Origin of the sequence: Winogradskyella pacifica (assembly GCF_003386275.1) — a bacterium.
Taxonomy (GTDB): domain Bacteria; phylum Bacteroidota; class Bacteroidia; order Flavobacteriales; family Flavobacteriaceae; genus Winogradskyella; species Winogradskyella pacifica.
The window spans coordinates 387,815-410,294 of sequence record NZ_QREI01000003.1 but is presented as its reverse complement, the minus strand read 5'-3'; the positions used below and the strand labels follow the sequence as shown (position 1 = coordinate 410,294).

Sequence of the window (22,480 nt, the reverse complement as noted above, 5' to 3'; positions counted from 1 at the left end):
TTAATAGCTAATGCACTCTATATTATCTTATTTTATTTTATAACAGCTTCATTCGCATAAAAAAATATAATGCAGCAAACTTTAGATTGGATTGATTGGACCGTTTTAATAGCAACCTTAGCAACTATTGTTGGCTATGGAACCTGGAAAACTAGAGGTCGTAAAAACGCAGAGGACTATATAAAAGGAGGTAACACGTCTAAATGGTGGACGATTGGTCTATCCGTAATGGCCACACAAGCCAGCGCCATTACATTCCTTTCTACAACAGGTCAGGCTTTTTCTGATGGTATGGGGTTTGTCCAGTTTTATTTCGGACTACCAATTGCCATGGTTATTATTTGTCTGGTGTTTATACCACTTTACCATCGGCTTAAGGTTTACACGGCTTACGAATTTTTAGAAAACCGATTCGACCTTAAAACCCGAAGCTTAACCGCTATCCTCTTTTTAATTCAACGTGGATTGGCAGCCGGAATTACGATTTTTGCTCCAGCCATTATTCTTTCTGTAGTATTAGGTTGGAATATTGTGACACTCAATATTATTATTGGTCTTTTAGTCATTATTTACACCGTTTCAGGAGGAACAAAAGCCGTAACTGTAACGCAAAAACAGCAAATGTTCGTCATTTTTGGAGGAATGATAGCTGCCTTATGTATTATCATTAATCTAATTCCTGAGGAGGTTTCGTTTTCAGATGCCATTGATATTGCTGGTGCAACAGGCAAAATGAAAGTCTTAGATTTTTCATTCGATTTAGAAAATAGATATACCGTTTGGACTGGTTTAATAGGTGGTACTTTTTTAATGCTATCCTACTTTGGAACCGATCAAAGCCAAGTGCAACGTTACCTATCTGGTAAATCTATGAAAGAAATGCAAATGGGTTTACTATTTAATGGTATGCTCAAAGTACCAATGCAATTCTTTATTCTACTTGTTGGTGTTATGGTATTTGTCTTTTATCAATTTAATCCTTCACCTTTAAATTTTATAGATAAATCAGAACAGACTGTTTTAGCTTCTGAATATGGAGATGAATACCGAATGCTTCAAGATAAACAATCGGTATTATTCTCTAAGAAACAAAAAGTGAGTTTAGCATTATCTAAAAGCACTGATGACCGCTTGAAAACAGAATTATTTCAACTGGATAGTATTGAAAAAACCTACCGTTCTGAATCTAAATTTTTAATTAAAAAAGCAGTTGATGCAGATTATACATCAACATATAATACGCTTAAAAATGAAGTAGAAGCTTTAGAGTCTAATCCGGAAAGCGAAGCCTATCTCACAAAATCAGCAGCACTGACGTCATTGTATAAAGATGCCGCCAAAGACACGCAAACCAATGACAGAGATTATATGTTCATTCGGTTTATTTTAAATAATCTACCAACTGGTTTAATTGGCCTGTTATTAGCTGTTATTTTATCTGCAGCGATGTCATCAACAGCATCAGAAATTAATGCACTTGCAACGATTACAGCGATCGACTTATATGGTAGAAATCAAAAGGAAGACAAAGGCGAAGAGCATATGGTAAAAATGACCAAATGGTTTACGTTTGGCTGGGGAATTGTAGCCATAATTATTGCCTGCTTTGCAGATCTTGCTGAGAACTTAATTCAGCTCGTTAATATTATCGGTTCTATTTTCTACGGAAATGTTTTAGGGATATTCTTACTCGCTTTCTTCTTTAAATACATCAAAGGAAATGCCGTATTTATTGGTGCCTTAGTTACACAAGCCATAGTTGTTACCGGTTGGTGGTTTGATTGGATGCCTTATTTATGGCTGAATTTATTTGGATGTATTGTAGTGATAACAATCGCGAATCTACTACAAGTACTTCTACCTAAGAAAGCTGTATAATGGATGGTAAAACGATTAATTGGGGAATCATTGGAGCTGGAAAAATAGCCTCTAAATTTGCATCCGATTTACAAATGGTTTCAAACTCCAAACTTTATGCTATTGCATCTCGAAATCTAGAAAAAGCAAAACTATTTAGACAAGACTATAAAGCGACCATGGCCTATGGAACTTATGAAGACTTAGTCGCAGACTCTAATATCGATGCTGTTTATATTGCGACACCTCATAGTTTTCATAAAGCACATACGGTGTTATGCCTTAACCATAATAAAGCGGTGTTATGTGAAAAGCCGTTTGCTATGAATTTGGAAGAAGTTGAGGAAATGATTCAACTATCAAAAGAAAACAACACGCTTTTAATGGAAGCGCTTTGGACTATTTTTCTTCCACATTATCAATATGTTTTAGACTTAGTTCAAAAAAAGCATTTCGGTAATATTATAAAGCTTGAAGCTAATTTTGGGTTCCATCCAACCTACAATGAAACCTCAAGAGTTTTTGACAAATCCGTTGGCGGAGGAAGTTTATTAGACATAGGAATTTACCCTGTTTTTGCTGCGCTTTCTACATTAGGAAAACCAAATACTATTGAAGCAAAAGCTCAGTTTTTCGATTCTGGAGCAGATTCAGAATGTGAAATAACGTTTCAATATAAAAATACAAAAGCCATCTTAAAAAGTACGCTCTTAGAAGAAACCAATACAGAAGCCATCTTTCATTGCGAAAACGGAACTATAAAAATTAATGGGCGTTTTCACGAACCATCTTCTGTAACATTAATTGATCATTTAGGGAATTCTGAATTAAAAGAGTTCGATACTAAAACAATTGGATATAGCTATGAGATTGAACATTTTAATCAACTCATTAGAGACGGTAAAACGGAAAGTGATATTATGACTTTTGAAAAAAGTAAGCTATTGATTAGCACTCTAGACCAAATTAGAACATTGATTGGTTTAGAATATAGCTAATCTCAATTTAAATAAAACAAAAAACGCAACTCCTTTGTTTACTGTTAGTAACCAAAAAAGTTGCGTTTTTTTACTTATAAAGAACTAAAGGCTAAAAGCCAAAAGCTAGTAGCTATAAACTACTTAGCTCCCCATTCTTTTAGAGAGTCTTCATTCATTTTAACGTAATCAGCATTTTTTGCTTCTTTTGAAGCTGCTAATGATTTTTTTGCAATTGCAATAGCTTCTTTCTTATCTCCTGCTTTAGCGTAAATTAAAGATTGTTTACGTAATTGCCAGAAGGTTGGTTGTTTTGTCATTGACATAGACTTATCAATCCACTCTTTTGCTTTAGTGATATCTTTATCTTCTTCTAAATTATATACTGCCGCAGCGTAATAATCGTTTGCAGAAGGTCCTGCCATTACTTTATCAATTGCAGCAGATACTGCTTTATCAGTTGGTACTTTAAACTCTACACCAACATAAGTTTTCTCCCACATGATGCCAATAACTGCAGAACTACTAGTAATATCATCAATAGAAATTGTAAACGATTGAATGTCCATTTCTATAGGATAAACTGGTGTCGTTACACGAGCAGCTACTTTAGACTCATCAAATTCAGCTGGCGTACCACCTGCAGCATGTTCTGTGTAAAAAACAACATCCCATGTTTTAGCTTGTGGTATTGTGAAAATTGCATAAGTTCCTGCCTTTACGTCTTTACCTCCAATAGTAACATCATTACTAAATGTAACCTTAGTTCTTGCATTTGCTCCAGTTCTCCATACTTTTCCGTAAGGTACTAGTTCACCAAAAATTGTTCTTCCGCGCATAGCCGGACGAGAATAATCAATAGAAACATCTGTTAAACCAACAACTTGCTCAATTTTAGCAGCAGGACTTGGTTGTGGTGTTTCAATTTGTGCATTTACCGAAAACATTAAAGTTAACGCAAATGTAAAAAGTACTAATTTCTTCATTTTTTATAGTATTAAGTGTTGATAATTATTAAATGTAAAATTACGACTTAACAAAAGCTAGGTATGTTAATGAAATCTTAAAATCAAATAGATGAAAGCGTTGACAGAAAAAATAATTCAACAAGTAATTTGAATTCTCATCCTTTCATCGTAATATTGCAATATAATAATACAATGATTCATGGGATTGACTAAAACCGAAATTTTCACATTAGAACAAAATCAAATTTCTAGCATCGCTAAAGTTTTTGGACATCCAGCGAGAGTGGCTATTCTTCAACATTTGTTTAAAATAGATTCTTGTATTTGTGGTGATCTCGTGGATGAAATTGGATTAGCACAGCCCACAATCTCTCAACATTTAAAAGAATTAAAAAAAATAGGACTTATAAAAGGAAACATTACAGGCACTAGTATTTGCTATTGTATAGATAAAGAGAATTGGTCTAACATGAAAACAACTTTAACCGCTTTTTTAGACCAAGATCTCGACGACTCTAATACCTGTTGTTAAATAGAATTAAAATAGATACTTATGAAACTATCAGAAATTAAATCAAAATTAAAAGCATTAGACACCATAGCGTTTCAATTACCAAACGGCACCTTAGTACCAAATCACTTTCATGTAACAGAAGTTGGTAAAATATCCAAACATTTTATCGATTGTGGTGGCACTGTAAGAACGGAGAATGTAGCCAACTTTCAATTGTGGGAAGCTGATGATTACGATCACCGATTACATCCTGAAAAATTGCTTAATATCATAGAACTCTCTGAAAAAGTCTTAGAAATTGAAGACTTAGAAATTGAAGTTGAATACCAAGGAGATACCATTGGTAAATATGGATTAGATTTTGACGGCACACATTTTTTATTGACTTCTAAACTTACAGATTGTTTAGCGAAAGACAAATGTGGTATTCCTGAAAAGAAACCAAAACTTAAATTTTCAGATTTACAAAATGAAGGTCCATCTTGTGCTCCAGGTTCTGGATGCTGCTAAACATTAAAATTCTAAAATATCATGCTGTACCAACCAATTAGTAACCAAATAGAGCAACTACAAATTGAAGCTATTTCAGATGAGCGTAAAGCGATTTTACAACCACTCATTAATTACATTCAACTTAAGACAACGGAAAACAACACCGTTAACTTAAATTTTATTTGTACGCATAATTCACGTCGTAGCCATTTATCTCAAGTTTGGGCACAGGCCATGGCATCTTATTTTGACATTAAAAATGTGTTTTGTTATTCAGGTGGAACAGAAGCCACAGCCTTATTTCCTGTTGTAGCTAAAACGCTTGAAAATACCGGGTTTCAAATTGAAACACTTTCTAATGGTAGCAATCCGGTTTACAGCATTAAATATTCAAAAAATGCGCATCCTGTGATTGGCTTTTCAAAAACATTTGATGATGAATTCAATCCGACGTCAACATTTGCGGCCATAATGACCTGCTCTAGCGCAGACCAAGGTTGTCCTTTTATTGGTGGATCAGAACAACGAATTCCGATTACTTATGACGACCCTAAAGCTTTTGATAACACTCCACAACAATTAGAAAAGTATAAGGAACGGAGTCTTCAAATTGCTACAGAACTAAAATATGTATTCTCTAACATTACAAACTAATTACCATGACGGCAATCAAGAAAAAACTGAGTTTTTTAGATAACTATCTTACTTTATGGATTTTCATAGCTATGGCTATTGGAGTTGGCATTGGCTTTTTTGTACCGTCATTTCCAGAATTAGTAGAATCTTATAGTAGCGGAACGACCAATATACCTATTGCAATCGGACTTATTTTAATGATGTATCCGCCGTTAGCGAAAGTGAATTATGCACTACTTCCAAAAGTATTTAAAGACGTCAAAGTATTGTCAATTTCATTAGTTTTAAATTGGATTATTGGTCCTGTGTTAATGTTTGTTTTAGCAATTACATTTCTACGCGATTATCCGGAATACATGGTTGGCTTAATCCTAATTGGCTTGGCGCGTTGCATTGCTATGGTTTTAGTTTGGAATGATTTAGCTGAAGGCAGTAGCGAATATGGAGCAGGTTTAGTGGCTTTAAATAGTATTTTTCAAGTCTTTGCCTATAGCTTTTATGCGTATCTATTTATTACAGTACTTCCACCCTATTTTGGTTTTGAAGGTGCTATTGTAGATATTTCAATTGCTACGATTGCTGAAAGTGTCGCTATTTATTTAGGTATTCCGTTTTTATTAGGTATTCTGTCGCGTTTAATTTTGGTAAAACTAAAAGGTGAAGAATGGTACACTACTAAATTTATACCTACCATTTCACCAATGACTTTAATCGCATTATTATTTACCATCGTAGTTATGTTTTCATTAAAAGGTGAATTGATTGTAGAGATACCAATGGACGTCTTAATCATTGCTGTTCCTTTATTAATCTATTTCGCAATTATGTTCCTTATTGGATTTTTCATTAGCAAAGCCATGGGAGCCACTTACGATAAAAATGCAGCCATTTCTTTTACTGCCGCTGGTAACAACTTTGAATTAGCCATTGCAGTGGCTATTGCTGTCTTTGGATTAAACTCAGGACAAGCATTTGCAGGAGTCGTTGGCCCATTGGTAGAAGTACCCGCTTTAATACTTTTAGTACGCGTGTCGTTTTGGCTTCGGAAAAAATACTATTTACCACAAAAAGCTTAAGTCAGATTTGTTTTTCCCTAAGTCTTGTTAAAGTTTGTTTAACTATATACTTAAATAGTTAAACATAGAGTATCTTTACATTGTAAATCAATTACAATGGCAAAAAAGAAAAACATCACACAAGACGACCTTATCTCAAACTATATGGATTATGTATTGACACATAACCATAAGCCAAACTCTGTCTACGCTTTTGCGAAAGACAATAATTTTGAAGAACAAAAATTCTATGAATATTTTAGTTCTTTCGAGATTTTAGAGCAATCCATATTTAAAATATTTTTTGATCATACTTTAGTTGTTTTAGAAAAAAGTGAAGATTATCAATCTTTTGATGCACGAAACCAACTGCTTAGTTTTTACTTTACCTTTTTCGAAATATTAACGGCGAATCGAAGCTACGTGGTACAAGCCTTAGGTTCGGATAAAAATCAATTGAAATCTTTAAAAGCATTGTCTCATTTAAAGAAGAGCTTTACTAATTACATCGAACACTTAGACATAAAAACAATTGATCTTAAGGAAGAAAAACTTGAAAAATTAAAAAATAGAGGCCTCAAAGAATCAGCATGGTTTCAATTGTTAGTCACGCTTAAATTTTGGTTAGACGACACTTCTACCTCATTTGAAAAAACAGATGTGTTTATCGAAAAATCAGTTCAGGCGAGTTTCGATTTAATCGATACCACTCCATTAAAAAGCCTTATAGATTTTGGCAAATTCTTATATAAAGAAAAAATACACTCCAACTAGATGAAAACAATAGACAGCATTCCGATTACTAAAATATCTAGAGCTTCCAAATTGGTTTCAACAGGAGCAAAAGTAGGCGTTAATTATTTAAAATATTACGGCGACAAAATGGTCAACTCTAAAGAGGATGCCAAAGAACGCTTAAATCAAAATAATGCCGAAGACATTTACGATAGTCTTAAAACACTTAAAGGCAGTGCACTTAAAGTCGCACAAATGTTAAGTATGGAAAAAAGCATATTGCCACAGGCCTATGTTGAGAAATTTTCGTTATCTCAGTTTTCTGTGCCACCATTATCACCTCCTTTGGTTATAAAAACATTTAAAAAATACTTTGGGAAACATCCCGAAGATATCTTTGACACTTTCAATGCAACTTCAGTCAATGCTGCTAGTATCGGACAAGTCCATATAGCGGAAAAGAATGGGAAAAAACTTGCTGTGAAAATCCAATATCCTGGAGTTGCCGAAAGTATTGCATCAGATTTAGCGTTGGTAAAACCTATAGCTATAAAGATGTTTAATATTAAAGGGAAAGATTCTGATAAATACTTTAAAGAAGTTGAAAATAAACTCACAGAGGAAACCAACTACATCTTAGAAATTGCGCAGAGTAAAGAAATTGCGGAAGCTTGTAAACACATTCCAAATTTAAAATTCCCAAACTATTATGAGGAGTTTTCATCTGAACGTATTATCACTATGGATTTTATGTCTGGCGAACACCTTTCGGAATTTACAGCACATAATACAGACCAAGACAAATCCAATAAACTAGGTCAGGCTTTATGGGATTTTTACATGTACCAAATTCACAAGTTGAGAAAAGTACATGCCGATCCACATCCTGGGAATTTTTTAATCTCTGAAGACAGTAATCTGATTGCATTAGATTTTGGATGTATGAAAATTATTCCTGAAGATTTCTACATTCCTTATTTTGAATTAGCAGATAAAGCATGTATTGAAAATCCAAAACGATTTACTGAGAAACTTTATGAGCTCGAAATTTTGAAAAACGATGATTCTGAAGAAGAAATTAAGTTCTTTAGCGCTATGTTTCATGAATTATTAAGTCTTTTTACAAAACCATTTCATGTGGAAGAATTCGACTTTTCAAATCCTGAATTTTTTAATCAAATCTCAGATATGGGACAACGCTATTCTAAAAGTACAGAACTCAGAAATATGAATGGTAATAGAGGATCTAAGCATTTTATTTATATAAATAGAACATTTTTTGGATTGTACAATTTAATGTTCGATCTTAAAGCTGAAAACGTACAAATAAATAATTTTAAAAATCTTTAAATAAATATATATAATTGAAAATACTCATCTCAGGCACCACAGGCTATATCGCAAGACGATTAGCGTTACAACTTCTAGAAAACAAACACGAGTTGGTGTGTTGTGTGCGAGATTTAAGTCGTATTCCAGATGAAATTAAAGATAACCCCTTATGCTCGTTTATAAAAGTTGATTTTCTTAAACCAGAATCTGCTGAAATCCCAAAAGATATAGATGCAGCGTATTATTTAATTCATTCGATGTCTACAGGTTCTGAAGATTTTGAAGATTTAGAACGCCAATGTGCACAAAACTTTAAAAACCTTGTAGAGCCAACAGACTGTAAACAAGTTATTTATTTAAGTGGTATTGTAAATGACGCCTCCCTTTCTAAACACTTAAAGTCACGTTTACAAGTTGAAAACACGTTGAAATCTGTACGTTATGCCCTCACCACATTTAGAGCAGGAATAATAGTCGGCAGCGGTAGTGCATCTTTCGAGATTATAAGAGACATCGTAGAAAAATTGCCATTTATGATTACACCTAAATGGCTAAATACAAAAACACAGCCTTTAGCGATACGCGATGTGCTCAACTTTTTAGCTGGTGGTTTAGGTAAAGAAGAATTATACAACGGCGCTTTTGATATTTACGGTCCTGAGATATTGACTTATAAAGAAATGCTCCTTCAATTTGCAGAAGTCAGAGGATTAAAACGACATATCGTAACCCTTCCTGTGTTAACACCAAAACTCTCATCTTACTGGTTATATTTTGTAACCTCTACATCGTTTCAATTGGCTGCTGCTTTAGTTGATAGCATGAAGGTTGAAGTCATTGGGAAACCGAGTAAAATCAATGAAATCATTGGTATTAAACCCATGGATTATAAAACGGCTGTGGATTTAGCATTTCAAAAAACAGAACAAAACGCCGTGATATCTAGCTGGAAAGATGCCGTAAGTAGCGGACGCTTTAAAGATCAATTATCTAAACATATAGAGTTACCACAATTTGGGTGTTTTACAGATGAAAGACAAAAACCTGTCATTGATGAAAATTTCACTTTAGATAAAATATGGGCTATTGGCGGTAAAAACGGCTGGTATAGTTTTAATGGCCTCTGGAAAATTAGAGGCTATATGGATAAACTTTTTGGTGGTGTTGGTTTAAGACGGGGGCGCACAAGCAATACCTATTTAGAAGCTGGTGATGCCTTAGATTTTTGGCGTGTCTTATACGCGAGTAAAGAAGAAAAAAGACTTTTACTTTTTGCAGAAATGCGCTTACCTGGTGAAGCTTGGTTAGAATTCAAAATCGTAAAAGGGCAATTACATCAAACTGCCGTATTTAGACCTAAAGGCATTTGGGGGAGATTGTATTGGTATTCTGTGTTACCGTTTCATGCTTTTGTTTTTAATGGTATGCTAAACGCTTTGGTAAAAAACAAAGCGCCTAAAGAAAGAAATTCTTAGACGTGTTAGTGAGGCTTTTCGTACCTAAACACGGCGCCAAAGTTTTCAGTGAAAGTTATAGACTAATAAAGCGACTGACTATACAAGGCAGAACGCGAATGCTAAAAAGTGATTAGGCACCTAACGCTTACAGAATGAATTTTATACTCATAATTATCTGTTAATTTTTGTTTAGCAATATAATTAAATGCTTAAACATTTTGTATATTTGAGAAGCTATGATATTAAACACTACACATTCTAATACTGAGCATAAAGAAATTATTGCAGACTTAGTTGGCAGTTCTTTTAGTTTGGTACAGAAGTTGACAATGAATGGTGTAGATTCTAAACAAATGATTATTGACAAAGTGAGTCCAAACCTGCAATCTATAATGAATGCAGTTTCGGATCATAATTTTGGAAATATAGAGTTGAGACCTAGAGGGATTCTGATAAGGATTAATAAAAGACTCAAACAATTTACTTGGGTTATTCCTTATTACCATCTCGTTATATATAAAATCAATGGGTCTAGTATACATGCACAAGGAAAATTTGTGCATTTTAGAGCTGACAAAACTTTTAAAGAAAACAAGACGTTTTTTGACAAGTTAATTGACGAAAAAGTAAAGTATGATATGCTTTATGCAATGCCTCAAGGACTATGAATTTAGAACTTAAGGACATTGACAGAATTATTGAAATGGCATGGGAGGATCGAACACCGTTTGATGCTATTACGTTTCAATTCAAATTAAAAGAACAAGAGGTTATTAATTTAATGCGAAAAGAATTAAAACCAAGTAGTTTTAGATTGTGGAGAACAAGAGTTCAAGGAAGAGCAACTAAACACAGTAAAAAAAGAACGTTTGACGAAGGCAGATTTAAATGCTCTAGACAAAGAACAATAACAAACAACTCTATTTCAAAACGTTAACACGTGCTTTGATTTAAGTTTGGAGTACTTAAAGACAGCACATTAAAAAGATTCTATGATTACAGAAAAAATTTCCAAAACAAATGGTCATAACCTCAGTATAGATGAGATGGGTGACGACCATTTATTTACAGGTTTAGACACCCCTATGAAAGCAAATGCTTTCGAAATGTCTAACACAGAGAAAAAAGAACGCATTTCAATTTTATTTTCAGAAATAATGGATGTTTTGGGTCTCGATTTAACAGACGATTCGTTACAAGGCACACCAGATCGCGTTGCAAAAATGTATATTGAAGAAATATTTTCAGGTTTAGATCCTAAAAATAAGCCACAAGTCGCGCTTTTTGATAATAAATATCAATATAATCAAATGCTTGTAGAAAAAAATATTACCTTCTACTCTAATTGTGAGCATCATTTTGTGCCAATCATAGGAAAAGCACATATCGCTTATAAATCATCTGGAAAAGTTATTGGACTTTCAAAATTAAACCGAATAGTGCAATATTATGCTAAGCGTCCACAAGTACAAGAACGTTTAACCAACCAGATTGCAAACGAACTTAAAACAGTTTTAGAAACTGAAGATGTTGCTGTAATAATAGATGCAAAGCACTTATGCGTATCGTCTAGAGGTATCCAAGATGACACGTCAACTACAGTAACAACATATTACGGAGGCGAATTTAATAATGCTTCAAAAATTTTAGAATTACAAAACTATATAAACAATTAAACTATGGAAACAGTAGAAAAAGCTATAGAATTTGAAAACAGAAAGTTTTCATTTAAAACAACAAGTGACAGAATTATGGCGGCAAGAGAGGCAAAAGACCTAATCTTAGAAGTCAACGAATTATACAAGGAAAAGAAAGACGCCAAGTTAATGGACTTAATGAAGCGTCTAACAGTTATAAAGCAAAAAATTGAAAAACGTTTAAAGGGACGACCGTTAACTGCTACCTCATAATAGGTTATGAAACGGTTAATAGTTATAGGAGGAAGCAAAGGTATTGGCAAAGCAATTGTTATAGCTTTGCTTTCTTTTTATGATGAAATTGTAAATATTAGCAGAACAGCACCAGAAGAATCGCATCCTAACTTAAAACATTACAATTGCGATATTCTAACAGATGAATTACCAGACATAAACGAAGCTGATGGCTTAGTGTATTGTCCTGGAAGCATCAACTTAAAGCCAATTAACCGGTTAACTGTAGACGATTTTAAAAATGATTTTGAAATCAATGTTATTGGCGCTGTTAGAGCTATTCAGAAATACATACCAGCTTTAAAAAATGGAACACACCCCTCAATTGTACTTTTTAGTACAGTTGCAGCCAAACTTGGCATGCCTTATCACGCCAGTGTAGCGGCTTCAAAATCGGCAGTTGAAGGTTTAACAAAATCATTAGGAGCAGAATTAGCACCTCTCATAAGAGTCAATGCTATTGCACCAACGGTAACGGATACAGAATTGGCTTCCAAATTATTACGCAACGAACGTATGATTGAAAATATGAACGAGCGCCATCCGCTTAAGAAGTATTTACAACCAGAAGAAGTTGCAGGTATGGCCGCATTTTTATTATCTGATAAAGCAGCATCCCTATCTGGTCAGATATTTGAAATGGATTGCGGCATTGTAAGTTTTAAATTGTAGAAACACTTTTAGTTAAGGCAACTAGATTATCATTAACACTATAACAAAATGATGACGACAGCAACACAACCACTTTACGATATAAAAATTAATACCTTACAAGGAACGCCTATAGATCTACATCAGTTTCAAGGTAAAAAAATTCTATTTGTAAACGTGGCGTCCAAATGCGGATTTACATCACAGTACAGAGATTTACAAAATTTACAAGACACTTACAAAGATACACTAGTTATTATTGGTGTGCCTTGTAATCAATTTGGAAAACAAGAACCAGGAGAAGCTAGCGAAATACAAGAATTCTGCGAAATCAATTATGGTATCACATTTTTAATTACTGAAAAGATTGACGTAAAAGGCGAAAATCAACACCCTTTATATAGTTGGTTGACCAAAGAATCTAATAACGGCAAGCAGAATTCTACTGTAAAGTGGAATTTTCAGAAATACTTAATAGACGAAAATGGTGAATTTCTAAATTACTACTACTCTATTACTAGCCCTACGAGTTCAAGACTATTGAAGTATTTAAAATAAATAACTATGTTCGGATTATTTAAGAAACCATCGGAAGCCGATAAACTTCAAAAACAATATGAAAAACTTATGGCAGATTGGCATAAGCTTTCTACAACGAACAGAGCTGAAAGCGACAAAAAATATGCTGAAGCCCAAACGATAGCTGATAAAATTGATAAATTAAAATAATCATAAGGTGAAAAAAATATATCTCTTTATACTGTTTCTAATAATCAATTTTGGTGGACTTGCACTGGGAAGTTATTTTATGGGTGACGCCATTACAGGCGAGTGGTATTCAAATTTAAATAAAGCGCCTTGGACTCCACCAGGTTGGGTATTTGGAGCGACTTGGACACTCATTATGATTTGTTTTTCGGCCTATCTCAGTTATTTATTTACCATCAGAAATTCAAAATTTGTCATAAGTATATATACCATCGCCGTGGTATTGAATGTCAGTTGGAATTACCTGTTTTTCAATCAACAACTCCCAAACTTAGCTTTTATAAATATCATAGTATTAACGTTGGTAATTATCTACTTCTTTATCACGTTTGGAGATGATAGATTAACTCGATTAAAATATCTATTGCTTCCTTATATTATTTGGCTTTGCATCGCCACGTCTTTAAACGGCTATGTTGTTTTTAACAATTAGTTTCGATTTCGGTCAACGACCTAGTTTTACCTTTGTGAGCCTCTCATTTTATGCTTTAATCCATTACCTATTTATTCTTTTTGACTTTTTATAATACGCTATGAAAATATACACCCTACACAAAAAACAAAAACTTCCCATTTCAGTTGAAGAAGCTTGGACGTTTTTATCTAGTCCTGCGAATTTAAAAGTAATCACACCGGATTATATGGGATTTAACATCCTTTCTGGAGCAGACAAACCTATGTTTCCAGGTCAAATCATTCAATATATTGTCACGCCTGTTTTAGGCATTAAAACCAAATGGGTAACAGAAATTACACATATTAAAGACCGTGAATATTTTGTAGACGAACAACGTTTTGGACCTTATGCGCTTTGGCATCATAAGCACTTTATAAAAGCAATTGAAGGTGGTGTTGAAATGGAAGATATTATAGATTACAAATTACCAATGGGGATACTAGGGCAACTGATTCATCCATTTTTGGTGCAACCAAAACTGGATGAAATATTTAATTATAGAACCCAAAAATTAGAAGCCTTATTCGGAACGTACATTAATTAAAAACAATCACACCTGCTGCATTCAATCGCAAATTAAATCTACATTTTAAATGAGTAAAAAGACGAACATATTTTGGTTTAGAAGAGACTTAAGGTTAGATGATAATCTTGGGTTTTATGAAGCGTTACGTGGAGACCACCAAGTACTACCAATTTTCATTTTCGATACGGAGATATTAGAACGCTTACCTAAAGACGATGCGCGCGTGACGTTTATTCATCAAACGCTTCAAAATATGCGGCAAACATTACAGGATGAACACGACAGTAGTATCGCTATATTTCATGGCAAACCTGAAGTTATTTTTGAGCAATTAATAAAAGATTACGAGATTGAAACGGTCTATACCAATCACGATTACGAACCGTACGCCAAGGAACGTGATGATAAAATTAAAACGTTTTTAGAGCAGCATAATATTGAATTCAAAACATGTAAAGATCAAGTCATTTTCGAAAAAAATGAAGTCGTAAAAAAGGATGGAGATCCGTATTTGGTGTACACACCTTATATGCGAACTTGGAAAGAAAAATTTAAAACTATTAGATTAGAAATTTACTATACCAATTCGTATTTAAATAATTTAATTGCACATAGTCGATTACCTAATCTCAGTTTATCAGACATTGATTTCGAAAAATCTAGTCAAGAAATTACAGATTATGAGGTGACCCCGACATTGATTCAAGAGTATGAAGCCACACGAAACTTTCCTGCTAAAGATTCCACATCGCGTCTAGGTCCGCATTTACGTTTTGGAACCGTTAGCATTCGCAAAATGGTAAAAAAAGCGATTGCAGAACAGAATGAAATATTTTGGCAAGAATTGATTTGGCGCGAATTTTTTATGGCAATTCTATGGCATTTTCCTCAAACTGTAGACCAGGCTTTTAAACCAAAATACGATCGTATTGAATGGCGTAATAATGAAGATGAATTTAAAAAATGGTGTGAAGGAGACACAGGTTATCCGCTAGTAGATGCTGGGATGCGACAGCTTAATGAAACGGGTTTTATGCACAACCGTGTCCGCATGCTTGTTGGTAGTTTTTTATGCAAACATTTATTAATTGATTGGCGTTGGGGTGAAGCCTATTTCGCTGAGAAATTACACGATTACGATATGGCCAGCAATGTTGGCAATTGGCAATGGGTTGCTGGTTGTGGAGTTGATGCTGCTCCGTATTTTAGAATTTTTAATCCCACGACGCAGATTCAGAAATTTGATAAAAATCACGAGTACATAAAACATTGGGTTCCAGAATATCAAGAACTCACCTATCCTCAGCCTATGGTGGATCATAAAGCGGCAAGAGAACGTTGTTTAAAAACCTACAAAACAGCCCTAAATTAATCAAATTGTTAAAATAATTCAGATTAATTATAATAAACATCAAAAAATAGCGTTGTTATATACAAGACTGTTAACGTCTTAGCTGAAATAACCATTTCAACAAACAATTTTAAAAGCTCTGATTAGTCTTCAGAGCTTTTTTATTTTTAGGGATTAAAGAACCAAAACCCTATTTTATAAAAGACAACAAACTTTTTCTTAACTTTAAAGCACGAATCAAAAATTGGAACATTATGAATACATGGGGAGTTGCTAAAAAATGGAAAGAAATGTGCGAAAAAGGTAATAACCTGGATTGCATTAACGAGCTATATGCAGAGAATGTGGTAAGCCGAGAGATGCCTGGAATGCCAGGTGAAGTTGTAACCGGAAAACAAAACGTTTGGCAAAAAAGTAAAGCATGGATAGACAATGTAGAAAACATTCATTTCAGTAGTATTAGTAATCCCTTAGTCGCTGGTAATTTTTTTACGGCTAAAATGGATTACGATTGTACGTTTAAAGATAAGGGCAGACAAAAAATACAAGAAGTTTGTGTGTATGAAGTTATAGATGGTAAAATAACGAGTGAGCAGTATTTTTATTAGACTAAGTAATTCATCTAATTAAATAAGCTATTAGTAATACCTATCCACGAACGAAAAACCTGAAATAAAAAAAGCTTCAAGATGTAACTTGAAGCTTTTACTTTATATAAATGGTTATCATATTACTTCAAAAAACAAAGTAATTATAACAGTTGTATTAATTACCTTCTACACGTTCAATCTTAGCTCCAATAGCTCTTAAACGTTCGTCAATATTTTCATAACCTCTATCGATCTGTTCAATATTATGAATGGTAGATGTGCCTTTTGCAGACAATGCCGCGATTAATAAAGAAACACCCGCTCTAATATCTGGTGAAGTCATTGTTGTCGCTTTTAATGTCGATTTAAAATCGTGCCCAATAACTGTAGCTCTGTGCGGATCACAAAGAATAATCTTTGCCCCCATATCAATCAATTTATCAACAAAGAATAAACGACTTTCAAACATTTTCTGGTGCACAACCGCTTCTCCTCTAGCTTGGGTTAAAACCGTTAAGATAATACTCAATAAATCTGGTGTAAATCCTGGCCATGGCGCATCTGCAATGGTTAAAATAGAACCATCAATAAAGTTTTGTACTTCATAACCATCCGTATGTGCTGGTATGTGGATATCATCACCGCGACGCTCAACCGTAATTCCTATTTTTCTAAATACATTAGGAATTTGACCTAAATCATCCCAACTTACATTCGTAATAGTCAATTCACTTTTTGTCATCGCAGCCAAACCAATCCAACTACCTATCTCAATCATATCTGGCAACATTCTATGCTCTGTTCCACCTAAAACATCAACTCCTTCTATCACTAATAGATTAGAACCAACGCCTGAGATTTTAGCTCCCATACGGTTTAACATCTTACACAATTGTTGTAAATACGGTTCGCAAGCGGCATTGTAAATGGTTGTTGTGCCTTCTGCTAAAACAGCAGCCATAACAATATTAGCTGTACCGGTAACTGATGCTTCATCTAAAAGCATATAGGTTCCTTTTAGCTTTTTAGCTTCAACTCCATAAAATAACTCTTCCTTATTATAACGGAATTTAGCTCCAAGATTAATAAAGCCTTCAAAGTGTGTATCTAAACGACGACGACCAATTTTATCACCACCTGGCTTAGGAATATAGCCTTTGCCAAAACGTGCTAATAACGGACCTACTATCATAATAGAACCTCTTAGACCTTTACCGTCTTCTTTAAACTCTTCAGATTCTAAATACTTTAAATTGAGGTCATCTGCTTTAAAGGTATAAGATCCTTTACCTAGCTTATTAATTTTAACACCCAATTTCTTTAATAAAGCGATCAGTTTATTAACATCAATAATATCTGGAATGTTATCTATCTTAATTTCTTCTGCAGTTAAAAGCACTGCACATAAGATTTGTAAAGCTTCATTTTTTGCTCCTTGAGGTTGAATTTTACCTTTTAATTGGTGACCTCCTTCAATTTTAAATGTACTCATACGTTTTTAGTAACGTTTCCTGTTGTTAGTATATTTTTTCTTATTCGAAGATGTATTCTTTTTGTTGGTGCTGCTTTTACTACCATATTTAGATTTGGTACGCAATAAACTTGTAGCATCACTAAGATCTTCTTCTGTATTCTTTAGATCAATTTTACCATTTGAAAGTTCAAATAGATGATTATAAATAACATCATCTTCAACCGTGTCTTTGTTCCAATTAAGGAAACACTTCTTCATATGATTAGCAATAGTATACGTTAGCGCTTCTTTTAATTCGCCATCGTCCCAACCTACAGCAACATCAATCATGGTCTTTATATTATTACCATAAAAACGATACTTCGGGAAATTCTGAGGGTATTTTAGAGGCTCTGGCCTGGCTTGTATTTCTTCTTGCGATGGTTCACCATATGGTGCATCTACATCAATTTCAAAATTAGCCATTATAAATAGCTGATCCCATAATTTGTGTTGAAAATCTGGCACATCTCTTAAATGTGGTTGTAGATTTCCCATTACAGCAATAATCGCCTTCGCTATTTTATTACGTTCTTCTTTAGTTTCGCGAGACTTAGCGTAATTAATCATCTTTTGAAGATGACGTCCATATTCTGGTATAATTAAATGCTCGCGCTCTGTGTTGTATTCTAAATCGTCAATCAAAATTGTAAAATGTGTGTAGTATATAGTTTTAACCTGAAGTCTCTAGGTTTTGTTGCAAAGTACAAAAAAATACGAAGTTTAAAAGCATTTTTATAAGGAAATTACACCTTCAACATTTTCGGCTACATCCTTATATTTTGCAATGACTGCCTCAGGATTTTTCATATTGACATTAATAGAAACACTCGTGTATTTTCCATTCTTAGATTCTGTAGTGGTAATAACAGCGCCTAAATTATCAAAAAGCGCCTCAATATGATTCACACCCGGTCCTTCAGAAAGCACAATAAATTTGTATAAATACTCCGATGGCCAAAGGGCTGTATCGTAGAGTTGTGATTTTAATTTTTCGTAAAATTCGTCTGTTTTTTTAGAATTATCCATAATGAAATTTTTCAGTTGTAAAGATACGTTTAACTTTACATTTTTATCTGTTATTTTTACATCAAAAATTTTGCCAATTTGAATCCAAAAAAAGTCGTTATCGCAGGTGGACCAGGAACTGGAAAAACCACAATTATCAATAAATTAAAAGAACGTGGGTTTTTATGCTACGATGAAATCTCTAGACAAATTACCTTACAAGCTAGAGAAGACGGTATTGAACAGCTCTTTTTAACAGAGCCACTTTTGTTTAGTGAGAAACTTTTAGAAGGTAGAGCTAAACAATTTACAGATGCTGAAAATGAATCTGAAAACGTTGTTTTTTTAGATAGAGGTTTACCAGATGTTATTGCCTATATGGATTATATTGGAGATACGTATCCTAAGCATTTTGAGGAAACTTGCGAAAGTCATAACTACGACTCCATCTTCATTTTAGCACCTTGGCAAGAGATCTTTACAAGCGATAGTGAACGTTATGAAAATTTTGAAGAAGCCATTGAAATCCATCACCATTTATTAAAAACCTACAAGCGTTTTGGTTATCATTTAATTGACGTACCTTTTGGAAGTGTAGAATCTAGGGTTGATTTTATTCTAGAGTCCTTAAATTTGCAGTAATGCATCCTATAGAAGTTTTAGAACGGTATTGGCATCATACGTCCTTTAGACCGTTGCAAGAAGAAATTATCACTTCGGTTTTAAACCGTGAAGATACCTTTGCGCTCTTACCAACAGGTGGTGGTAAATCGGTTTGTTTTCAAATTCCGGCACTAATCCAAGATGGTATTTGTATCGTTATTTCTCCTTTAATTGCTTTAATGAAGGATCAAGTCAACACTCTAAAAGCAAAAGGGATAAAAGCCATTGCGCTAACTTCGGGCATGTCTTATAAAGATCTAGACACCCAATTAGATAATTGTATTTACGGTAATTATAAGTTTTTATACCTCTCTCCTGAACGTTTACAACAAACTTTAGTACAAGAACGCATACAGCAAATGCGCGTAAATTTAATTGCTGTAGATGAAGCACATTGTATCAGTCAATGGGGAAATGATTTTAGACCGGCTTACAAAAACATATCTGATTTACGACAAATGCATCCACATGTTAATTGTATTGCATTAACAGCAACAGCAAAACATAATGTGGTAGATGATATTGTTGACAATCTCGATTTTATAAATCCCAACATCTTTAAAGCGTCTTTTACCAGACCAAATATTGCCTATGATGTTATTCATACCGACGACAAATTATTTCAGCTAGAACATCTATTAAAAAAATACGATGGCTCTTCAATTATATATGTCAGAAACCGTAGGGCTACGTCTGATATTCATAATTTTATTACCGCTAAAGGCTTATCCTCCACATTTTATCATGGAGGCATTACCAACAAAGAAAAGCAAGAACGTTTATACCAATGGACCAACGGTCAGAAGCAAATTATGGTGGCGACCACGGCTTTTGGAATGGGAATAGACAAAGCCAACGTCAAATCTGTTATTCATATTAATTTACCAGAAAGCTTAGAGAGTTATTACCAAGAAGCCGGACGTGCAGGAAGAGATGGAGAGTTAGCGCATGCCATTATCTTAAAACAACATGTTGATGAAGACCATCTTCGCAATCAATTTTTAAGCACCTTACCATCTGTTGCTTTTGTAAAAACGGTTTATAATAAGTTGTGTAACTATTTTCAAATCTCTTATGGTGAAGGCGAAAACACACTGCATCAATTCGATTTTAAATCCTTTTGCAGTCATTATAAACTAAACGCAAGCATCACTTATAATGCGCTACTCTTGTTAGATCGCAACGCCATTATAACGTTGACGCAACATTTTAACTTTAGGACTAAAATTCAATTTATAACCACAAATGCAGTCTTGTTTCAATACTTAGAAACGCATTTAGATTTAAACATTTTAGTAAAAGTACTTTTAAGAACTTATGGTGGTATTTTTGATTATGAGACAAAAGTAAATCTCAGTTTGGTGGTTGACAAAGTAAAACTTTCAGAAAAGGAAGTCATTACACAATTGCAGCGTTTAGAAAAGGATGAAGTCATTAGCTTACAAATGGCCAATACGGATTCTGAAATTACATTTTTGAAACCGCGTGAAGATGACATTACCATCAACCCTATTGCTAGAACAATTAAACAGCAACACACCTTAAAACATCAACAAATTGAATCTGTTTTACATTACGTTAAAAATGAAGCCGTTTGCAGAAATCAGCAGCTCCTTCTCTATTTTGGGGAAAAGACGACTAAAAATTGTGGTATATGTTCTGTATGTGTAGCTAAAGCTTCAAATACAAATGAATCTATAACACTTCAAATTATAAAAGCGTTGCAAGAGGAAGCACTATCTTCGCGCCAATTATTACAGCATATTAAATGTTCTGAACATATTCTTTTAAAAAGCCTTTCAGAACTTATAGAAATCAACAAAATAAAATTAACACACGCTAATACTTACACACTTGTATGACAAATAAACGTGATTTACGCATTGTATTTATGGGCACACCCGATTTTGCGGTGGCCACACTAAAAGCGCTTATAGATAACGACTATAAGGTTGTTGGAGTGCTTACAGCTCCAGATAGACCTGCAGGACGTGGCCAAAAGCTTAGAGCCTCTGCAGTAAAAGAATTCGCTTTAGAACATCAATTGAATATACTGCAACCTACAAACTTAAAAGCAGAATCATTTCTTGAAGAACTAAAAGCTCTAAATGCTAATTTACAAATTATTGTAGCGTTTAGAATGTTACCAAAAGTGGTTTGGCAAATGCCAGAATACGGAACATTTAATCTTCACGCCTCTTTACTTCCTCAATATAGAGGAGCAGCTCCAATTCATTGGGCCATAATTAATGGAGAAACGAAAACGGGAGTCACTACATTTTTTATAGATGAAAAAATAGACACAGGCGCTATCATTCAGAGTGTAGAAACAGCAATAGGATCTACAACAACCGTTGGCGACTTACACGATGAGTTAATGGCTATAGGAAGCGAATTGGTTATTAAAACGGTAGCACAGATTGAAACGGATTCTGTTACCACAACAATTCAACCTCAAACAGACGATTTAAGAACGGCTTATAAACTTAATCGTGATAATTGTAAAATAGACTGGACACTACCTATAGACACCATATACAATAAGATTAGAGGCTTGAATCCTTTTCCAGCAGCTTGGTGTTATTTAGATAATGATGAAAAGAAACCCGTATCTGTAAAATTATATGCTGTAGAAAAGCAAGAAGAACACCACCAACATGCCAATGGATTTATAATGACTTCTAAAGAAGAACTAAAAGTCGCCTGCCAAGGAGGTTACATAAAAATATTAGAAATTCAGCTTCCAGGAAAGCGAAAAATGGAAGTCAAATCCTTATTAAATGGGTTTAATTTTTCTGAATCCGCAAAACTGCTGTAAACCCTTATTACCATTGGTTTTACAAAAAGTCCGATGAAATACATTGGCTTTATTAACAAATGCCCTAAGTTATTAACAATAAGCCGTATTTCCCTTGCTATTACTTGCGTAGCTTAATATTCCTAATAATTTTGTGTACGGATTTTAAAGAACTCTTAATTTTAAGATCAAAATTTTAACA

Annotated in this window: 27 protein-coding genes; 23 read left to right on the top strand and 4 right to left on the bottom strand. The window is 34.0% G+C overall.

Annotation, left to right across the window (positions count from 1 at the left end; translation table 11 throughout):
* Nucleotides 1-69: 69 nt before the first annotated feature.
* Both DFQ09_RS08955 and DFQ09_RS08950 read left to right on the top strand, forming a co-directional pair.
* Complete coding sequence (locus DFQ09_RS08955; RefSeq protein WP_115809516.1) at nucleotides 70-1,878, top strand: sodium:solute symporter; 1,809 nt, start codon at nucleotides 70-72, stop codon at nucleotides 1,876-1,878.
* Complete coding sequence (locus tag DFQ09_RS08950) at nucleotides 1,878-2,855, top strand: Gfo/Idh/MocA family protein (RefSeq protein ID WP_115809514.1); 978 nt, start codon at nucleotides 1,878-1,880, stop codon at nucleotides 2,853-2,855. The genes DFQ09_RS08955 and DFQ09_RS08950 overlap by 1 nt, the downstream gene beginning before the upstream one ends.
* A gap of 119 nt (nucleotides 2,856-2,974) precedes the next feature.
* Here the strand turns inward: DFQ09_RS08950 and DFQ09_RS08945 are convergent, their stop codons facing one another.
* A complete protein-coding gene (locus tag DFQ09_RS08945) occupies nucleotides 2,975-3,820 on the bottom strand; it encodes a DUF2911 domain-containing protein (RefSeq protein ID WP_115809512.1) in 846 nt (281 codons plus the stop codon).
* 181 nt (nucleotides 3,821-4,001) lie between these two features.
* Here DFQ09_RS08945 and DFQ09_RS08940 point away from each other — a divergent pair, with 181 nt between their 5' ends.
* From DFQ09_RS08940 to DFQ09_RS08855, 18 genes are all read left to right on the top strand, one after another.
* A complete protein-coding gene (locus tag DFQ09_RS08940) occupies nucleotides 4,002-4,334 on the top strand; it encodes an ArsR/SmtB family transcription factor (RefSeq protein ID WP_115809510.1) in 333 nt (110 codons plus the stop codon).
* 21 nt (nucleotides 4,335-4,355) lie between these two features.
* Nucleotides 4,356-4,826, top strand: a complete 471-nt coding sequence (locus tag DFQ09_RS08935; protein WP_115809508.1) for a DUF6428 family protein — start codon at nucleotides 4,356-4,358, stop codon at nucleotides 4,824-4,826.
* A gap of 21 nt (nucleotides 4,827-4,847) precedes the next feature.
* The gene (locus DFQ09_RS08930; RefSeq protein WP_115809506.1) at nucleotides 4,848-5,462 is read left to right on the top strand and encodes an arsenate-mycothiol transferase ArsC; all 615 of its coding nucleotides are present in this window, start codon (nucleotides 4,848-4,850) and stop codon (nucleotides 5,460-5,462) included.
* A 5-nt stretch (nucleotides 5,463-5,467) separates the two neighbouring features.
* Complete coding sequence (gene arsB, locus DFQ09_RS08925) at nucleotides 5,468-6,520, top strand: ACR3 family arsenite efflux transporter (protein WP_115809504.1); 1,053 nt, start codon at nucleotides 5,468-5,470, stop codon at nucleotides 6,518-6,520.
* Nucleotides 6,521-6,616: 96 nt separating this feature from the next.
* The gene (locus DFQ09_RS08920; protein WP_115809502.1) at nucleotides 6,617-7,273 is read left to right on the top strand and encodes a TetR family transcriptional regulator C-terminal domain-containing protein; all 657 of its coding nucleotides are present in this window, start codon (nucleotides 6,617-6,619) and stop codon (nucleotides 7,271-7,273) included.
* On the top strand, nucleotides 7,274-8,584 hold the full coding sequence (locus tag DFQ09_RS08915; protein WP_115809500.1) for an ABC1 kinase family protein: 1,311 nt from the start codon (nucleotides 7,274-7,276) through the stop codon (nucleotides 8,582-8,584).
* Between the two features lie 14 nt (nucleotides 8,585-8,598).
* Nucleotides 8,599-10,041 (top strand): SDR family oxidoreductase, encoded by a 1,443-nt coding sequence (locus tag DFQ09_RS08910; RefSeq protein WP_115809498.1) that lies wholly within the window; start codon nucleotides 8,599-8,601, stop codon nucleotides 10,039-10,041.
* Between the two features lie 218 nt (nucleotides 10,042-10,259).
* Nucleotides 10,260-10,691, top strand: a complete 432-nt coding sequence (locus DFQ09_RS08905) for a hypothetical protein (RefSeq protein ID WP_115809496.1) — start codon at nucleotides 10,260-10,262, stop codon at nucleotides 10,689-10,691.
* Nucleotides 10,688-10,960 carry a TIGR03643 family protein gene (locus DFQ09_RS08900; protein ID WP_115809494.1) on the top strand — a complete coding sequence of 91 codons (273 nt, stop codon included), beginning with the start codon at nucleotides 10,688-10,690 and terminating at the stop codon, nucleotides 10,958-10,960. Before DFQ09_RS08905 ends, DFQ09_RS08900 begins: the two co-directional genes overlap by 4 nt.
* 55 nt (nucleotides 10,961-11,015) lie before the next feature.
* On the top strand, nucleotides 11,016-11,699 hold the full coding sequence (gene folE / locus DFQ09_RS08895; protein ID WP_115809492.1) for a GTP cyclohydrolase I FolE: 684 nt from the start codon (nucleotides 11,016-11,018) through the stop codon (nucleotides 11,697-11,699).
* Nucleotides 11,700-11,702: 3 nt separating this feature from the next.
* Complete coding sequence (locus DFQ09_RS08890; RefSeq protein WP_020894382.1) at nucleotides 11,703-11,933, top strand: hypothetical protein; 231 nt, start codon at nucleotides 11,703-11,705, stop codon at nucleotides 11,931-11,933.
* Between the two features lie 6 nt (nucleotides 11,934-11,939).
* Entirely contained in the window at nucleotides 11,940-12,626 is a 687-nt protein-coding gene (locus DFQ09_RS08885; RefSeq protein ID WP_115809490.1) for an SDR family NAD(P)-dependent oxidoreductase, read from the top strand.
* A 48-nt stretch (nucleotides 12,627-12,674) separates the two neighbouring features.
* Nucleotides 12,675-13,163, top strand: a complete 489-nt coding sequence (locus tag DFQ09_RS08880) for a glutathione peroxidase (RefSeq protein WP_115809488.1) — start codon at nucleotides 12,675-12,677, stop codon at nucleotides 13,161-13,163.
* A gap of 6 nt (nucleotides 13,164-13,169) precedes the next feature.
* Complete coding sequence (locus DFQ09_RS08875; protein WP_115809486.1) at nucleotides 13,170-13,334, top strand: Lacal_2735 family protein; 165 nt, start codon at nucleotides 13,170-13,172, stop codon at nucleotides 13,332-13,334.
* Nucleotides 13,335-13,341: 7 nt separating this feature from the next.
* Complete coding sequence (locus DFQ09_RS08870) at nucleotides 13,342-13,806, top strand: TspO/MBR family protein (RefSeq protein WP_115809484.1); 465 nt, start codon at nucleotides 13,342-13,344, stop codon at nucleotides 13,804-13,806.
* Nucleotides 13,807-13,906: 100 nt separating this feature from the next.
* On the top strand, nucleotides 13,907-14,374 hold the full coding sequence (locus tag DFQ09_RS08865; RefSeq protein ID WP_115809482.1) for an SRPBCC family protein: 468 nt from the start codon (nucleotides 13,907-13,909) through the stop codon (nucleotides 14,372-14,374).
* A 49-nt stretch (nucleotides 14,375-14,423) separates the two neighbouring features.
* A complete protein-coding gene (locus DFQ09_RS08860; protein WP_115809480.1) occupies nucleotides 14,424-15,728 on the top strand; it encodes a cryptochrome/photolyase family protein in 1,305 nt (434 codons plus the stop codon).
* 233 nt (nucleotides 15,729-15,961) lie between these two features.
* On the top strand, nucleotides 15,962-16,315 hold the full coding sequence (locus tag DFQ09_RS08855) for a nuclear transport factor 2 family protein (protein WP_115809478.1): 354 nt from the start codon (nucleotides 15,962-15,964) through the stop codon (nucleotides 16,313-16,315).
* Between the two features lie 157 nt (nucleotides 16,316-16,472).
* Here DFQ09_RS08855 and murA read toward each other — a convergent pair whose 3' ends face one another.
* From murA to DFQ09_RS08840, 3 genes are all read right to left on the bottom strand, one after another.
* Nucleotides 16,473-17,789: a UDP-N-acetylglucosamine 1-carboxyvinyltransferase gene (gene murA / locus DFQ09_RS08850; protein ID WP_115809476.1), complete on the bottom strand. Its 1,317-nt coding sequence runs from the start codon at nucleotides 17,787-17,789 to the stop codon at nucleotides 16,473-16,475.
* Between the two features lie 6 nt (nucleotides 17,790-17,795).
* Nucleotides 17,796-18,455, bottom strand: coding sequence for a DUF4290 domain-containing protein (locus tag DFQ09_RS08845; protein WP_115809474.1), 660 nt, complete (start codon nucleotides 18,453-18,455; stop codon nucleotides 17,796-17,798).
* A gap of 90 nt (nucleotides 18,456-18,545) precedes the next feature.
* A complete protein-coding gene (locus DFQ09_RS08840) occupies nucleotides 18,546-18,839 on the bottom strand; it encodes a DUF493 family protein (RefSeq protein WP_115809472.1) in 294 nt (97 codons plus the stop codon).
* Nucleotides 18,840-18,917: 78 nt separating this feature from the next.
* Between DFQ09_RS08840 and DFQ09_RS08835 the strand changes: the two genes are divergently transcribed.
* Genes DFQ09_RS08835 through fmt form a run of 3 tightly spaced genes read left to right on the top strand, consistent with a single transcriptional unit; the run spans nucleotide 18,918 to nucleotide 22,299 of the window.
* The gene (locus tag DFQ09_RS08835) at nucleotides 18,918-19,460 is read left to right on the top strand and encodes an AAA family ATPase (RefSeq protein ID WP_115809470.1); all 543 of its coding nucleotides are present in this window, start codon (nucleotides 18,918-18,920) and stop codon (nucleotides 19,458-19,460) included.
* Nucleotides 19,460-21,343 (top strand): RecQ family ATP-dependent DNA helicase, encoded by a 1,884-nt coding sequence (locus tag DFQ09_RS08830; RefSeq protein ID WP_115809468.1) that lies wholly within the window; start codon nucleotides 19,460-19,462, stop codon nucleotides 21,341-21,343. The genes DFQ09_RS08835 and DFQ09_RS08830 overlap by 1 nt, the downstream gene beginning before the upstream one ends.
* A complete protein-coding gene (gene fmt / locus DFQ09_RS08825; RefSeq protein WP_115809466.1) occupies nucleotides 21,340-22,299 on the top strand; it encodes a methionyl-tRNA formyltransferase in 960 nt (319 codons plus the stop codon). The genes DFQ09_RS08830 and fmt overlap by 4 nt, the downstream gene beginning before the upstream one ends.
* Nucleotides 22,300-22,480 lie beyond the last annotated feature (181 nt).

What these genes read in the sequence shown, in the direction of transcription:
- DFQ09_RS08920 (WP_115809502.1), top strand. Translation starts at nt 6,617, where the DNA reads ATGGCAAAAAAGAAAAACATCACACAAGACGACCTTATCTCAAACTAT.
- DFQ09_RS08900 (WP_115809494.1), top strand. Translation starts at nt 10,688, where the DNA reads ATGAATTTAGAACTTAAGGACATTGACAGAATTATTGAAATGGCATGG.
- DFQ09_RS08940 (WP_115809510.1), top strand. Translation starts at nt 4,002, where the DNA reads ATGGGATTGACTAAAACCGAAATTTTCACATTAGAACAAAATCAAATT.
- DFQ09_RS08875 (WP_115809486.1), top strand. Translation starts at nt 13,170, where the DNA reads ATGTTCGGATTATTTAAGAAACCATCGGAAGCCGATAAACTTCAAAAA.
- DFQ09_RS08865 (WP_115809482.1), top strand. Translation starts at nt 13,907, where the DNA reads ATGAAAATATACACCCTACACAAAAAACAAAAACTTCCCATTTCAGTT.
- DFQ09_RS08935 (WP_115809508.1), top strand. Translation starts at nt 4,356, where the DNA reads ATGAAACTATCAGAAATTAAATCAAAATTAAAAGCATTAGACACCATA.
- DFQ09_RS08885 (WP_115809490.1), top strand. Translation starts at nt 11,940, where the DNA reads ATGAAACGGTTAATAGTTATAGGAGGAAGCAAAGGTATTGGCAAAGCA.
- DFQ09_RS08915 (WP_115809500.1), top strand. Translation starts at nt 7,274, where the DNA reads ATGAAAACAATAGACAGCATTCCGATTACTAAAATATCTAGAGCTTCC.
- DFQ09_RS08880 (WP_115809488.1), top strand. Translation starts at nt 12,675, where the DNA reads ATGATGACGACAGCAACACAACCACTTTACGATATAAAAATTAATACC.
- DFQ09_RS08890 (WP_020894382.1), top strand. Translation starts at nt 11,703, where the DNA reads ATGGAAACAGTAGAAAAAGCTATAGAATTTGAAAACAGAAAGTTTTCA.
- DFQ09_RS08830 (WP_115809468.1), top strand. Translation starts at nt 19,460, where the DNA reads ATGCATCCTATAGAAGTTTTAGAACGGTATTGGCATCATACGTCCTTT.
- DFQ09_RS08855 (WP_115809478.1), top strand. Translation starts at nt 15,962, where the DNA reads ATGAATACATGGGGAGTTGCTAAAAAATGGAAAGAAATGTGCGAAAAA.
- DFQ09_RS08860 (WP_115809480.1), top strand. Translation starts at nt 14,424, where the DNA reads ATGAGTAAAAAGACGAACATATTTTGGTTTAGAAGAGACTTAAGGTTA.
- DFQ09_RS08955 (WP_115809516.1), top strand. Translation starts at nt 70, where the DNA reads ATGCAGCAAACTTTAGATTGGATTGATTGGACCGTTTTAATAGCAACC.
- DFQ09_RS08930 (WP_115809506.1), top strand. Translation starts at nt 4,848, where the DNA reads ATGCTGTACCAACCAATTAGTAACCAAATAGAGCAACTACAAATTGAA.
- DFQ09_RS08950 (WP_115809514.1), top strand. Translation starts at nt 1,878, where the DNA reads ATGGATGGTAAAACGATTAATTGGGGAATCATTGGAGCTGGAAAAATA.
- DFQ09_RS08945 (WP_115809512.1), bottom strand. Translation starts at nt 3,820, where the DNA reads ATGAAGAAATTAGTACTTTTTACATTTGCGTTAACTTTAATGTTTTCG.
- arsB (WP_115809504.1), top strand. Translation starts at nt 5,468, where the DNA reads ATGACGGCAATCAAGAAAAAACTGAGTTTTTTAGATAACTATCTTACT.
- DFQ09_RS08905 (WP_115809496.1), top strand. Translation starts at nt 10,260, where the DNA reads ATGATATTAAACACTACACATTCTAATACTGAGCATAAAGAAATTATT.
- fmt (WP_115809466.1), top strand. Translation starts at nt 21,340, where the DNA reads ATGACAAATAAACGTGATTTACGCATTGTATTTATGGGCACACCCGAT.
- DFQ09_RS08840 (WP_115809472.1), bottom strand. Translation starts at nt 18,839, where the DNA reads ATGGATAATTCTAAAAAAACAGACGAATTTTACGAAAAATTAAAATCA.
- murA (WP_115809476.1), bottom strand. Translation starts at nt 17,789, where the DNA reads ATGAGTACATTTAAAATTGAAGGAGGTCACCAATTAAAAGGTAAAATT.
- folE (WP_115809492.1), top strand. Translation starts at nt 11,016, where the DNA reads ATGATTACAGAAAAAATTTCCAAAACAAATGGTCATAACCTCAGTATA.